10 protein-coding genes and 1 pseudogene are annotated in these 13,829 nt (G+C 73.8%); 8 read left to right on the top strand and 3 right to left on the bottom strand.

The features are described from left to right. A pseudogene (locus tag A3Q37_RS36240) lies at window positions 1-216 on the bottom strand (hypothetical protein); the annotation flags it as partial. Between the two features lie 172 nt (window positions 217-388). Next, window positions 389-1,882, bottom strand: coding sequence for an SWIM zinc finger family protein (locus A3Q37_RS34905; RefSeq protein ID WP_065491201.1), 1,494 nt, complete (start codon window positions 1,880-1,882; stop codon window positions 389-391). 153 nt (window positions 1,883-2,035) lie between these two features. Between A3Q37_RS34905 and A3Q37_RS34900 the strand changes: the two genes are divergently transcribed. The 8 genes from A3Q37_RS34900 (at window position 2,036) to sucD (ending at window position 12,576) form a co-directional block, all read left to right on the top strand. Beyond that, the gene (locus A3Q37_RS34900; protein WP_065491203.1) at window positions 2,036-2,461 is read left to right on the top strand and encodes an MmpS family transport accessory protein; all 426 of its coding nucleotides are present in this window, start codon (window positions 2,036-2,038) and stop codon (window positions 2,459-2,461) included. Window positions 2,462-2,662: 201 nt separating this feature from the next. Further along, a complete protein-coding gene (locus A3Q37_RS34895) occupies window positions 2,663-3,787 on the top strand; it encodes an AAA family ATPase (protein ID WP_065491199.1) in 1,125 nt (374 codons plus the stop codon). After that, window positions 3,784-6,321: a DUF5682 family protein gene (locus A3Q37_RS34890; protein WP_065491197.1), complete on the top strand. Its 2,538-nt coding sequence runs from the start codon at window positions 3,784-3,786 to the stop codon at window positions 6,319-6,321. Before A3Q37_RS34895 ends, A3Q37_RS34890 begins: the two co-directional genes overlap by 4 nt. Before the next feature lie 74 nt (window positions 6,322-6,395). Beyond that, window positions 6,396-7,649: a VWA domain-containing protein gene (locus A3Q37_RS34885; RefSeq protein ID WP_079138127.1), complete on the top strand. Its 1,254-nt coding sequence runs from the start codon at window positions 6,396-6,398 to the stop codon at window positions 7,647-7,649. 115 nt (window positions 7,650-7,764) lie between these two features. Further along, complete coding sequence (locus A3Q37_RS36725; protein WP_065491193.1) at window positions 7,765-8,841, top strand: hypothetical protein; 1,077 nt, start codon at window positions 7,765-7,767, stop codon at window positions 8,839-8,841. A gap of 106 nt (window positions 8,842-8,947) precedes the next feature. After that, complete coding sequence (locus A3Q37_RS34875) at window positions 8,948-10,084, top strand: hypothetical protein (RefSeq protein WP_065491191.1); 1,137 nt, start codon at window positions 8,948-8,950, stop codon at window positions 10,082-10,084. A gap of 404 nt (window positions 10,085-10,488) precedes the next feature. Then, window positions 10,489-11,670 carry an ADP-forming succinate--CoA ligase subunit beta gene (gene sucC / locus A3Q37_RS34870; RefSeq protein WP_065491189.1) on the top strand — a complete coding sequence of 394 codons (1,182 nt, stop codon included), beginning with the start codon at window positions 10,489-10,491 and terminating at the stop codon, window positions 11,668-11,670. Between the two features lie 21 nt (window positions 11,671-11,691). Then, on the top strand, window positions 11,692-12,576 hold the full coding sequence (gene sucD, locus A3Q37_RS34865; protein WP_006126995.1) for a succinate--CoA ligase subunit alpha: 885 nt from the start codon (window positions 11,692-11,694) through the stop codon (window positions 12,574-12,576). A 105-nt stretch (window positions 12,577-12,681) separates the two neighbouring features. Here the strand turns inward: sucD and A3Q37_RS36720 are convergent, their stop codons facing one another. Next, on the bottom strand, window positions 12,682-13,752 hold the full coding sequence (locus A3Q37_RS36720; protein WP_369691485.1) for an RNA polymerase sigma factor: 1,071 nt from the start codon (window positions 13,750-13,752) through the stop codon (window positions 12,682-12,684). Window positions 13,753-13,829: the final 77 nt, after the last annotated feature.

Genomic DNA, 13,829 nt, shown 5'->3' with positions numbered 1-13,829 from the left:
GAGCAGCCCGGCCCGCCGCCGCACGGTGTGCAGCGCGGCGGCGTCCAGCAGGGCCGCGGGAGCATCGGCCGGTACGGGGCCGCCGCGGGGTGCCGGAGGACGGCGATCGGTCCCCAGGAGAGCCGAGGTGACCAACTCCTCCCAGGGGAGGGAGTCGACGGAATCGGTGGGCGTAGTCGTAGTCGTCGTTGTGGTGGGGCCGGTCGTGCGAGGCATCTTTTTCCCCTCCCGTGGCAGGGATGCGCGGATGTCGGACAGGGGGAGCGGACAAGGCAGGGGACAGGGGCGGTGCAGAAGGTGGGGCGGGCGTCGGCGCGCGGGAGCGGGACCGGTCGGGTTCGAGGAGGTCGAAGCCGGCGTCGGCGGTGCGCCGGTCGGCCCGCCCGGGTCAGACCAGTTGGACGATCGACCCGCCCGAGGTGCCCCCACCCTCCTTCCCCTCGCCCGGGTCCCAGGCCGCGAACGGATCGAAGCCGCAGTGGCCGATCTCGCCGAACACGGTGACCGGGCCGCCGCCGGACAGAGCGACGAGCTTCCACAGCCCCGGCCGGGACAGCGCGGCCGGGGCGATCGGCAGCGCTGATCCGGCGAGGCCGTCCGCATGGGCCTTGGCGTTGTCGTGGGCCTCCGTAAGGGCAGCCACGTCCGCGTGGGCGGCGACGTGGACATCTGCGCGGGCGTCGGCCACCTGCCAGCCGTCCTCGGACGGCACGGGTATGACCTCGCGCAGGGTGACCGGCCAGGCGTCCAGCCAGGGGTCGTCCCGCAGGGCGTTCCCGTAGACGGCCGGTGCGGCCGCCGCGGCGATCCCGGGCGGGGGACCGGCCGCGGTCGTGGCCCCGAACTGCTCGCCCAGCTCCGCCCGGAGCTGCCCGCCGCCCGGATACGGCGTCAGCTCGGCGTCGATCGTCGCCCCCACCGGCAGTGCCTGCGCCGGGGACCGGCCCGCCGCGCCGAAGGAGAGAAGCAGAGCGGTGCGGCCCGACTCCCGTCCGTACAGCCAGATCCGGCGGGTGACAATCTTGCCGTCCGGGGTGTCGTACTGCGCGAGGACCAGCCAGTGGTCGCGGACCGGGGGGCCTTCGGCGGACATGGGCAGCCCCACTCTCGTCCGCACGGTCGCGGCCAGCGGGTCCGGCAGCCGGTCCCGGCCCAGCCAGGCTCTGTCCAGCAGATGGAGCAGGCCGCACTCCTCCAGCAACCGGACCGGCCAGCCGGGCCCGGACCCGGTGATCGCGCCCAACTCCCTTACCCGGGCGGCGAGGCCGGGGGCCTGGGCGTCGACCATGCGGGCCGCGGTCTCCTCCCACAGGCCGTACCCCGAGCGGTCGGTCGCGGCCAGCCCGCCGCGCAGCAGGTCGGCCAGGCGCTGTTCCAGCTCCAGGGCCCCGCCCGAGACCCGCTCCGCGCGGCGCTCCGCCCGCTTTCTGGCGGCGGCCGCGTCGGCGGGGCCCCGCGCGCTGTCGCCGCCCGCCCCAGCGCTGCCGCCCTTCTGTGCCGCGCGTGCGCGCCGGCCCGCGAGCCATGTCCCGGCCCAGTCGGCCGGCTCGGCGGGCCGGAACGCGGCGTCGTCGGACGCCCGGAGCAGCAACAGCCCCAGCGCGTGCTTGCACGGGAACTTCCGGCTCGGGCAACTGCACGAGTAGGCGGGCCCCGTGGTGTCGACCACCGTCCGATACGGCGTGCTTCCGCTGCCCTTGCACAGGCCCCACACCGCACCCGTCGCGTCGCACCCCGTGCCGGACCACGGACCGGCCGCGCCGAGGCGCGTGCCCGCCTTGCGTGATGCCGCGTCAGGAGCCAGCGCCAGCACCTGTTCCACCGACCAGCGCGCCACCGGGGCACCGGTGGGCGAGAACTCTCCCCCGTGAGATAGCTGCATGTCTCCGACGGTAGGGGCCACCACTGACAATCCCCTCCGACCTGCGACGCAGCGGTCCACGGGGAGATTTGACTTTGCCCTGCCTCTGCGTTTCTCTGCGGTCTCCGCGTACGGAACGGATCCGTGCCCGGGCCGATCCAGGGGGGATCCCAGATGAACCGCACCACCCGTACCGCCCGCGCCCTCGCGGTCGCCGTTCTCGTGCTCGGACTCGGGGCCTGCTCGGCCGAGTCCGTGGACGAGGCGGTCGGCAAGGCGGTCGACACGACCATGGACGAGACCTACGAGGTCACGTACGAGGTCACCGGCACGAGCGTCGACGAGATCACGTACCACGGGGGCGGCGGCGAGGCCATGGAGCCCGAGCTGGAGACCGTCACCAAGCCGACCCTGCCGTGGAAGAAGACCGTCGAACTGCGCGGCATCATGCCGCCCGCCGTCACGCCGCTGGCCCTGGAGGCGGGCGGCGCCGACGTCACCTGCTCCATCACCTACAAGGGCAAGGTGATCAAGGAGGCGAAGGGTGAGGGCATGCTCGCGGCGGGCGGCTGCGTCGCCGTGTCGCCGATCGTGGGCTGATCGGGCCGACCGGGCTGACCGGGCTGACCGGGCTGATCCAGTCGGTCGGTTGACTGGCCGGTTGGCCGGTCGGCTGACGGGCTTTCGGGGGAGGGGCCCCGCGTGCTCGCCAACGGGCCCTGACCTGCGGTCAGGGCCCGTTGTCAGTGGCATGGTGCACGGTGGTAACCACATCGGGTCGACCGATCTGGAGGGGGAGCCATGACCGTGTCCAACACCACCGCGGCCGTCGAGCCGGAGACCGGCGTCCAGGCGCTGCGCCCGCACGCGGAGGACGCGTTCGCCGACGAGCTGAAGGCGCTCGCCGCCGCTGACGACCGTCCCAGGCCCGCCCGTTGGCGGCTGTCGCCGTGGGCCGTCGCCACCTATCTCCAGGGCGGGACCCTGCCGGACGGGACGGTGATCACCCCGAAGTACGTGGGCCCGCGCCGCCTGGTCGAGGTGGCCGTGACCACGCTCGCCACCGACCGGGCACTGCTTCTGCTCGGCGTCCCCGGCACGGCCAAGACCTGGGTGTCCGAGCATCTCGCCGCCGCCGTCAGCGGTGACTCGACGCTGCTCGTGCAGGGCACCGCGGGCACGCCCGAGGAAGCCGTCCGCTACGGGTGGAACTACGCGCAACTGCTGGCCCACGGCCCCAGCCGCGACGCCCTGGTGCCCAGTCCGCTGATGCGGGCCATGTCCGAGGGCATGACCGCCCGGGTCGAGGAGCTGACCCGCATCCCCGCCGATGTGCAGGACTCGCTCATCACGATCCTGTCCGAGAAGACGCTGCCCGTCCCCGAGCTGGGGCAGGAGGTCCAGGCCGTCCGCGGGTTCAACCTCATCGCCACGGCCAACGACCGGGACCGCGGCGTCAACGAGCTGTCCAGCGCCCTGCGCCGCCGGTTCAACACCGTGGTGCTGCCCCTGCCCGAGACGCCGGACGCCGAGGTCGACATCGTGTCCCGGCGCGTCGACCAGATCGGTCGCTCGCTCGACCTGCCCGCGTCCCCGGAAGGGCTGACCGAGATCCGGCGCGTGGTGACGGTCTTCCGCGAACTGCGCGACGGGGTCACCACCGACGGGCGCACCAAGCTCAAGTCCCCTTCCGGCACGCTCTCCACCGCCGAGGCGATCTCCGTCGTCACCGGCGGTCTCGCGCTCGCCGCCCACTTCGGCGACGGCGTCCTGCGCCCCGGCGACGTCGCGGCCGGCATCCTCGGCGCGGTCGTCCGGGACCCCGCCGCGGACCGGGTGGTCTGGCAGGAGTATCTGGAGACCGTGGTCCGCGAGCGGGACGGCTGGAAGGACTTCTACCGCGCCTGCCGCGAGGTGTCGGCATGAGCGGCGCGGCGGCGGCCGCCGCCGTGACACCGGGCCACGCCGGGACGGCCGCGGTGACCGGACGGGCCGGACCGGGGTCTCTCGTCGCCGGGCCCTGGCTCCTGGGCGTGCGGCATCACGGGCCCGGGTCGGCCCGGGCGGTCCTCGCCGCGCTCCGGGCGGCCCGCCCGGCCGCCGTCCTCATCGAGGGGCCGCCCGAGGGCGACGCGCTGGTGCCCCTGGCCGCCGATCCGGGGATGCGTCCGCCCGTCGCGCTGCTCGCGCACGCCGTGGACGATCCGGGGCGGGCCTCCTTCTGGCCGATGGCCGCGTTCTCGCCGGAGTGGGTGGCCATCCGCTGGGCCCTCGACCACGGCGTCCCGGTCCGCTTCATCGACCTGCCCGCCGCCCACTCCCTCGCGCTCAAGGAACCCGCGATCGAGAAGCCTGTGCGGGACCTGGAGCGCGCAGAGGCAGAGGAAGAGGAGGAGGTCACGCCGGTCGTCGACCCGATCCGGGTGCTCGCCGAGACCGCCGGATACGACGATCCCGAGCGCTGGTGGGAGGACGTCGTCGAACACCGCTCGCCCACCGAAGGGACGCCCACCGAAGGGACCGACGGCGGTGGCACGCCTTCCGAAGGCACGTTCTTCGAGGGCACGCCCTCCGAATGGACGCCCTCCGAAGGGATGCCCACCGAGGGCACGGCGGCCGAAGGCGCGCCCGGCGACGCCCTCGCGCCGTTCGCCGCGCTGGCGGAGGCCATGGGTGCGCTCCGCGAGGCGTACGGCGACGGCGGGCAGCCGCGTGACGCGGTGCGCGAGGCGTACATGCGGATCCAGCTGCGTACCGCGCGCAAGGAGTTCGGGGACGGTGTCGCCGTCGTCTGCGGCGCCTGGCACGTCCCCGCTCTCGCCGCGCGCACCACCCTCGCCGCCGACCGCGCGCTGCTCAAGGGCCTCCCGAAGGTCAAAACGGACCTGACCTGGGTGCCGTGGACCCACCGCCGCCTCGTCCGGCAGAGCGGATACGGGGCCGGGATCGACTCGCCCGGCTGGTACGGGCACCTCTTCGAGGCGGGCGACCGGCCGATCGAGCGCTGGATGACCAAGGTCGCCGGACTGCTGCGCGACGAGGACCGGTTCGTCTCCACCGCCCATGTCATCGAGGCCGTCCGGCTCGCCGAGACCCTCGCCGCTCTCCGGGGCCGCCCGCTGGCCGGCCTGGGCGAGACGACCGACGCCGTGCGGGCCGTCATGTGCGAGGGGTCCGACGTCCCGCTCGCCCTCGTCAGGGACCGGCTGATCGTCGGCGAGAGCCTCGGCGAGGTGCCGGACAGCGCCCCGGCCGTCCCGCTGCAACGGGACCTGACCCGCAGCCAGCGCACCCTGCGGCTCAAGCCGGAGGCGACGGAACGCGAGCTGGACCTCGACCTGCGCAAGGAGACCGACGCCGCCCGCAGCCGCCTCCTGCACCGGCTGCGCCTCCTCGACGTCGGCTGGGGCGACCCGGTCGCGGGGCGGGGCAGCACGGGCACGTTCCGGGAGAGCTGGCGGCTGAGCTGGGAACCGGAACTGCACGTCCGGGTCGCGGAGGCCGGTGTGTGGGGCACGACCGTGCTCACCGCCGCCACCGCGAAGGCCGCGTCGCAGGCCGTGGCGGCGACCGCGCTGGCCGATGTCACCGCACTCGCCGAGCACTGCCTCCTGGCCGAACTGCCCGACGCGCTGCCCGTCGTGATGAAGGCTCTCGCCGACCGGGCCGCACTCGACGCGGATGTCGGCCACCTCGCGGACGCGCTGCCCGCCCTGGCCCGCTCCCTGCGGTACGGGGACGTGCGCTCCACGGACACGGCGGCGCTCGCGGAGGTCGCCGCCGGGCTCGCCGAGCGGATCTGCGTCGGCCTGCCGCCCGCCTGCACCGGCCTCGATCCGGACGGCGCCGAGGCGCTTCGCGGTCAGGTGGAGGCGGTGCACGGGGCGATCGGCCTGCTGGACACCGGGGCTGCGGAGCCGGGCACGGGGCTGCGGGAGCGCTGGGGCGCCGTCCTGCACAAGCTGGCGGCCCGGGACACGGTCGCCGGAATCATCAGAGGCCGGGCCGCCCGGCTGCTCCTGGACGAAGGACGGCTGGCGGAGGACGAGGCGGCCCGGCTGATGGGCCTGGCGCTCTCGCCCGGAACCCCGCCCGCCGACGCCGCCGCCTGGATCGAGGGGTTCGTCGGCGGCGCGTCGGGCGGCGGCATGCTGCTGGTCCACGACGAACGGCTGCTCGGCCTCGTCGACGCTTGGCTGACCGGTGTCCCCGCCGACCAGTTCACCGATGTGCTGCCACTGCTGCGCCGCACGTTCTCCGCGTACGAACCGGGCGTGCGGCGCACCCTCGGCGAGCTGGTCCGGCGCGGGCCCGTCCCCGAGGGAGCCCGCCGGGACGACGCCGCCCCGGCGACCGGGGGCTTCGGACCCGGTCTCGACCCGGCCAGGGCGGACGCGGTCGAACCGGTGCTGCGCCTGCTGCTCGGCCGCCCACCCGAGCCCGTGGAGGCGGCCGTATGACGACGACCGGAACGACCACGAAGCCGGACCCGGAGCCGGAGACGGGACCGGAAGCGAAACCGACGGGGGAGACGATGGAGCGGACGACCACGGCCCCGCAGGTCCCGCCCGACGCCGAGCGGTTGCGGCGCTGGCGGATGGTGCTCGGTGCGGACAGCGCCGACAGCACGGGATGCGCCCTCACCGGCCAGGACGCGGCGATGGACGGTGCGTTGAACGCGCTGTACGGCGGGGGAGCCGGGAGGAAGCCGAACGGCCGGGGCACCGGGGGCCGTTCGGCGGGGCTCGGCGCGTCGGCGCCCTCCGTCGCCCGCTGGCTCGGCGACATCCGGACCTACTTCCCCAGCTCCGTGGTCCAGGTCATGCAGCGCGACGCGATCGACCGGCTCGGTCTGTCCGCCCTGCTCCTGGAGCCGGAGATGCTGGAGGCGGTCGAGCCGGACGTCCATCTCGTCGGCACGCTGCTCTCCCTCAACAAGGCGATGCCCGAGACGACGAAGGAGACCGCACGCGCCGTCGTCCGCAAGGTCGTCGAGGACCTGGAGAAGCGGCTGGAGAGCCGCACCCGCGCCACTCTGACCGGGGCCCTGGACCGTTCGGCGCGGATCAGCCGGCCGCGCCACCGGGACATCGACTGGGACCGCACCATCCGGGCCAACCTCAAGAACTACCTGACGCTCCCGGGACCGGACAGCGCGACGACGGCGGAGACGACAGGAACGGCGACGACGGGGGCGACGGGCACGGTCGTGCCGGAACGCCTCATCGGATACGGCCGCTCCTCCCGGTCCGCCAAGAAGGACATCGTCCTGTGCATCGACCAGTCGGGCTCGATGGCCGCGTCCGTCGTCTTCGCCTCGGTCTTCGGGGCGGTGCTCGCCTCCATGCGCACCCTCTCGACCCGGCTCGTCGTCTTCGACACGGCGGTCGTCGACCTCACGGACCAGCTCGACGACCCGGTCGACGTCCTCTTCGGCACGCAGCTCGGCGGCGGCACCGACATCAACCGGGCGCTCGCCTACTGCCAGTCGAAGATCACTCGCCCCGCGGACACCGTCGTCGTCCTCATCAGCGACCTCTACGAGGGCGGCATACGCGACGAGATGCTGAAGCGGGTCGCCGCGATGAAGGCCTCCGGCGTGCAGTTCGTGACGCTGCTCGCCCTCTCCGACGAGGGAGCACCGGCGTACGACCACGAGCACGCGGCGGCGCTCGGAGCGCTGGGCGCACCCGCGTTCGCCTGTACGCCGGATCTCTTCCCGGACGTCATGGCGGCGGCGATCGAGAAGAGACCACTGCCCATACCGGACAAGGAGCACCAACCGTAGCCAGGGACTTGCGTGACCCCCACGGGCTCGTGCAAGCATCGACCCGTCGTTCGCGGAGGGGCGCATTCCGCCGCCCTCCGCCTCCACCCGCCCGCGTACCAGGAGTTCACCCGAGGTGACCGCAACCGCCGCTGCCCGCGCAGCCGTCGACCCGCGCCCGGCGCGGGGGACGGCGGGGCGCCGCGCGGTACAGATGGTCCTGTTCCTCGGTGGGCTGCTGGCCCTGGGGCTTCTCGCGGGCGGCCGAGCGGAGGCGCAGGAGCGTCCGGCCCCGGGCGGGCTCACCGCCTCCGTGGCGGAGGCGGTGACGGGTGCCGACCAGGTCGTGAAGCCGAGGACCGGCCACGTCGTGGAGCCGGTGGTCGAACCGGTCGCGGAGCCGGTGACCGCATCAGTCGTCGAGCCGGTCGACCGGGCCGTACGCCATCAGGCCGCACAGCACCGAGCCGCACAGCACCGAGCCGCGCAGCCCGAGCCTGTACGGGACGCGACTGTGGAATCTTCTGCGGCACGTCCCGCGGTACCGGCCACGAAGCCGGTCACGGAACCCGTCGACACCGTTGCGGCCGCCGATCCCGTCGCCGCCGCACCCGCTCGCGTGCGCGATGCCCGTGATGCCGTCGTCGGGGGAGCGGGCGGAGCCGTCGACCGGATCGCCGGGGAGGTGCGGCCGCTGGTGGCGTCCCTGCCGGGGCTCCCTCCGCTCCTCTCTGTGGTCCCCGAGCTGCCCGGGCTGCCCGTGCCCGGCGGTGACCCGGACGCACCGGGTGCGCCGGGCGGTCCGGCGCCTTCCGTTCCCGACGCCGGCCGTGGCACCGAGGGCTCCACCGCGCCGGGCGACACCGGCGCGGACGCCTCGGCCGAGCGCGCGGACGGCCAGGACCGGAGCGTCGGGGTATCGAGCCCCGTCCCGGGGATATCTGACCGGTCCGGCACGGCGGGCACCGGGCACGCGCAGCTCTCCGCGCCCACGCCGACGCTTCCGCCCACGCAGGACCGTGCGCCGTTCGCCCCGTGCGGTGACCTCGTGCGTACGGCGGCGGCCGATGTCCAGGGGCCGCGCGGCGGCGACCTGTACGCCACCCCCGTCCCGGGCGGTCCGCACACCGCGCTCGTCCGGGGAGCAGGCCTCCCCGCGACCGCCGCCCCGATCACCGACAGATCCGGCGAGATCCTCGAATTCCCCGGCTAGGGCAGGCCGTTCCCCCGCCTCGACCTGCCGCGCGGGGGCGGAACAGGTCTGCCCGCGTCCGGACCCCTCCGGACAGCCGAACATCTTCGAAGGATCTGACACACCCATGCACAAGAACATCCGCCGATCCATAGCCGTCGCCGCCACCGCCACCGGTATGTGGGCGATCGGCACCGCCGCGGCGAGCGCGGCCGAGCTGCCCGTTTCCGTACCGCTGTCCACCCCGGACCTGGCGGCCGAGACCCCCGACGCGACGGACATCGTCGAGGACGTCACCGACGCCAAGGCCGTCAAGGACGCCAAGGCCGTCACCGACGGCAGGACCGCCGACCGCGTCACCGACGCCAAGGACACGCTGACCGAGGCCGGGAACAAGGCGGGCAAGGCGTCCAAGGCGGCCCAGGCCGTCGGCGCGGCCGACCTGCGGGACAGCCTCCCGTCGCAGGTGCGCGCGCCGCAGGCCCCGGAGTTCCCGCAGGCCGCCGAAGTCCCGGAGCTCGGTGACGTACAGCAGGTGCCCGGAGCAGGTCACCTCCCCGACGCGCAGATCCCCGACGCGCAGTTCCCTGACGCCCAGTTCCCCGACGCGCAGTTCCCTGACGCTCAGTTCCCCGACGTCCAGGTCCCGGCCGCGCCCGTCGACGAGATCGACTACCTCTTCGGGCCGATCGAGCAGATCCCCGGCTATGCGCAGAGCCAGGTGCCGGCCGCCGTCCAGGGTGCGCTGGCCGAGGCCGGGCCCGTCGTCGAGCAGACGTCCGACTCCGTGCTGCCGCCGCTCGCCGCCGGTGCGGTCGGCGTCGCCGTCCCGGTCGTCGGTCAGGCGGTCGGGGATGTCGGCACGCTCGCGCAGGGCGTCGTCGGCGAGGTCGGGCCGTTCGCCCAGGGAGTCGTCGGCGACGCTGCCGCCCCCTTCGTGCAGGGCGTCACGACCGAGGTCCAGCCGCTGGCGTACGGCGTCACCGGTGCGGCCGTGCCGTTCGCCGAGGGCGTCGTGTCCGAGGTGCGGCCGCTCGCGCAGGGGCTGACCGGGGACGCGGTCGCGCCGTTCGCCCAGGGGGTCACCGCCCAGGTGCAGCCGCTGGCCGAGGGCGTCGGGGCGCAGGCCCGGCCGTTCGCGGGCGGTCTGGCGGACACGGTCCGCGAGGACGCCCGTCCCGCCGTCGGCAACGCGGTCACCGGCGCCCAGGGCCTCACCTCGGTCACCCCGTCCTTCGTCACGGACGCGCTGCCCGGGCGGTGAGTGCCCACGCGGTGAACGCCGGGGCTGTGAGCGCTCGCGCGCTGCCCGGCCGGTAACCGTACGAGCGGCGCGCACCCGGTGCGGTCGCCGTGAGCGATTCACTGCACCGGAGTACCCGGCCCCAGGGGACCCGGGCCGGGTACTCCGGTGTCCACAGCCCTTTCCGACCTCCGGCGAGCCCCGTCCGGGGGCCGGAAAGGGCCACCCTCTGTGACCGTTATCACCGCTCAGGTGTGATCTGCGATTTAGGGTCACGCGGAGCGCGGGGATAACCTGCCGGATGGACATGCCGCGTACGCGGACACCGTGTATGCCTCCCTTGTGACAGCGCAGTCACGTTGCCCTTCGCGGCACGCCCACGCAGAAGAACGAACCGCGATACCACTTAAAAGGGACGGACGCGCGTGGACCTGTTCGAGTACCAGGCGAGGGACCTCTTCGCCAAGCACGGTGTACCGGTGCTGGCCGGTGAAGTCATCGACACGCCTGAGGCAGCCCGCGAGGCGACCGAGAAGCTGGGCGGCAAGTCGGTCGTCAAGGCGCAGGTGAAGGTCGGCGGCCGCGGCAAGGCCGGCGGCGTCAAGCTGGCCGCCGACGCCGACGAGGCGGTCGCCCGGGCGACCGACATCCTCGGCATGGACATCAAGGGCCACACGGTCCACAAGGTGATGATCGCCGAGCTGTCCCCGGAGATCGAGGCGGAGTACTACGTCTCGTACCTTCTCGACCGCACCAACCGCACCTTCCTGGCCATGGCCTCGGTGCAGGGCGGCATGGACATCGAGGAGGTCGCGGAGAAGACCCCCGAGGCCCTCGCGAAGGTCCCGGTCGACTCCAACTCCGGCGTCGACATCGTCAAGGCCCGCGAGATCGTGGCCCAGGCGAAGTTCCCGGCCGAGGTGGCCGAGAAGGTCGCCGAGGTCCTGGTGACGCTGTGGGACACCTTCGTCGCCGAGGACGCGCTCCTCGTCGAGGTCAACCCGCTGGTGAAGACCAAGGACGGCCGCATCCTGGCGCTGGACGGCAAGGTCTCGCTCGACGAGAACGCCGACTTCCGCCAGCCGGAGCACGAGGCTCTGGAGGACAAGGACGCAGCCAACCCGCTCGAGGCTGCCGCCAAGGCCAAGAACCTCAACTACGTCAAGCTCGACGGCGAGGTCGGCATCATCGGCAACGGCGCCGGCCTGGTCATGTCGACCCTGGACGTCGTCGCGTACGCCGGTGAGAACCACGGCGACGTGAAGCCCGCCAACTTCCTCGACATCGGTGGCGGCGCCTCCGCCGAGGTCATGGCGAACGGCCTGGAGATCATCCTCGGCGACCCGGACGTCAAGTCCGTCTTCGTCAACGTCTTCGGTGGCATCACCGCCTGCGACGAGGTCGCCAACGGCATCGTGCAGGCGCTCGCGCTGCTCGAGTCCAAGGGCGAGAAGGTCGAGAAGCCGCTGGTCGTGCGTCTCGACGGCAACAACGCGGAGCTGGGTCGCAAGATCCTCTCCGACGCCAACCACCCGCTCGTGCAGCGCGTGGACACCATGGACGGCGCGGCCGACAAGGCCGCCGAGCTCGCCGCGGCTGCGAAGTAAGGGACGAGGGACTCCAACACCATGGCTATCTTCCTCACCAAGGACAGCAAGGTCATCGTCCAGGGGATGACCGGCGCCACGGGCATGAAGCACACCAAGCTCATGCTGGGTGACGGCACCAACATCGTCGGTGGCGTCAACCCGCGCAAGGCCGGTACGTCCGTCGACTTCGACGGCACCGAGGTCCCGGTCTTCGGCTCCGTCAAGGAAGCGATGGAGAAGACCGGCGCGAACGTGTCCGTCCTCTTCGTCCCGCCGGCCTTCTCCAAGGCCGCCGTCGTCGAGGCGATCGACGCCGAGATCCCGCTCGCGGTCGTCATCACCGAGGGCATCGCCGTTCACGACTCCGCCGCGTTCTGGGCGTACGCGAACGAGAAGGGCAACAAGACCCGGATTATCGGCCCGAACTGCCCCGGTCTCATCACCCCGGGTCAGTCCAACGCCGGCATCATCCCGGGCGACATCACCAAGCCCGGCCGCATCGGTCTCGTGTCCAAGTCCGGCACGCTGACGTACCAGATGATGTACGAGCTCCGTGACATCGGCTTCTCCTCCGCCGTCGGCATCGGTGGCGACCCGGTCATCGGTACGACGCACATCGACGCCCTCGCGGCGTTCGAGGCGGACCCCGACACCGACCTCATCGTGATGATCGGCGAGATCGGCGGCGACGCCGAGGAGCGTGCCGCCGACTTCATCAAGGCGAACGTCACCAAGCCGGTCGTCGGCTACGTCGCGGGCTTCACCGCCCCCGAGGGCAAGACCATGGGCCACGCCGGCGCCATCGTCTCCGGCTCCTCGGGCACCGCCCAGGCGAAGAAGGAGGCCCTGGAGGCCGCCGGCGTGAAGGTCGGCAAGACGCCGACCGAGACCGCCAAGCTGGCGCGCGAGATCCTCGGCGCCTGACGCAGGCCGCAGGGGCACACGTACACGGCGCGGGCCCGCACCCCCTCTTCGGATCAGGGGTGCGGGCCCGCGCCGTTCGCGTACGTACGCCGACGGCCGCCGGTCTCAGCGGAGTTCCGGTACCAGCCGCTCCGGGCCGTGCGCCAGCTGCTCGCTCAGCGACTTCTGAAGCTTCAGGTCCTGCGCGGTGAGCTTCTGCGGACCACCGCGCGGCGGTACGCCCCCGACGCGTTCGGGGGGCGCGATCGGCGGCTCGTAGTGGGTGGGCGCGGTGTGCAGGGTCAGCCCGGTCACCGCGATGAGCAGCGCGACGCCCGCGACGGCGGCCCGGGTCCACAGCCTGGCCTTGTTCTCGCTGCCGGTGCGCACGGCACGGGCCGGCTGCGGTACGGGTACGTGCTCGGCGCGGGCGAGGCCGCCGAGCCGGTCGTGCAGCAGCGCCGACTGCTCGGCGGGCGATCCGGCGTTCGCCAGCTCGGGGAGCCGTTCGGCGACGGCGGCGCGGGCGGTCATCAGCCGGCCCGCCGCCGCCGGGGTGCTGGCCTCCGTCTCGGCCGCGGTCTCCGGAAGGTCCAGGCCGACCCCGTCGTACAGGAGCAGCGTGCGCCGGTAGGCCGGGGGCAGGTCGAGCAGCGCGTCGAACAGCGCCCGCTTGCCCGGCTCGGCGGGCGGGGCGTCGGGGTGCCGGTGCGTGCGGCGCAGCCGGTGCCAGGGCGACATCGCGTACTCGTACGCCGCCGCGCGCACCCAGCCGCCCGGGTCCCGGTCGACGGCCACCTCGGGCCAGCGCTGCCAGGCCAGTTCGAAGGCGCGCTCGACGGACTCGCGGGCCAGGGCGCGGCGGCCGGTCAGCAGATAAGTCTGCCGGACGAGGCCGGGGGCGGTGCGGGCGTACAACTCGTCGAAGGCTTCGGCTGGGGTGAGGGGGGGCTGGTCGGCCCTTTCCGCCGTGTCGCTCGGCGGCGGGCCGGGGGCCTCCGCGGCGGCGGGCGTGCCTGAAGGCGGCGCGACGGGCGGGGCTGCGGGCCGACCGACAGGCGGGCCCTCGGGCCGGGGCGCGGGCGGCTCCTCCGGCGGCGCGGGCGCGTCGCCCCCTGCCGGGGCTGCGGCCGGGCTCGCCGCCTTCGCCCGGTCCGCCGCCTTCGCCGGGCCCGCCACCGCCCCCCGCGTCACCACCCCAGGCTTCTCCGTCCGCTTCGCCGCACGCGCGGGCGCGAGGGGCCTTGCCTACCGCGCGCGCTTGCGGCCGCGCG

The organism is Streptomyces sp. PTY087I2 (assembly GCF_001687325.1).
In the GTDB taxonomy this organism is placed as follows: domain Bacteria; phylum Actinomycetota; class Actinomycetes; order Streptomycetales; family Streptomycetaceae; genus Streptomyces.
The sequence above is the reverse complement of the archived record's forward strand: the minus strand, read 5'-3'. Positions and strand labels throughout refer to the sequence as shown.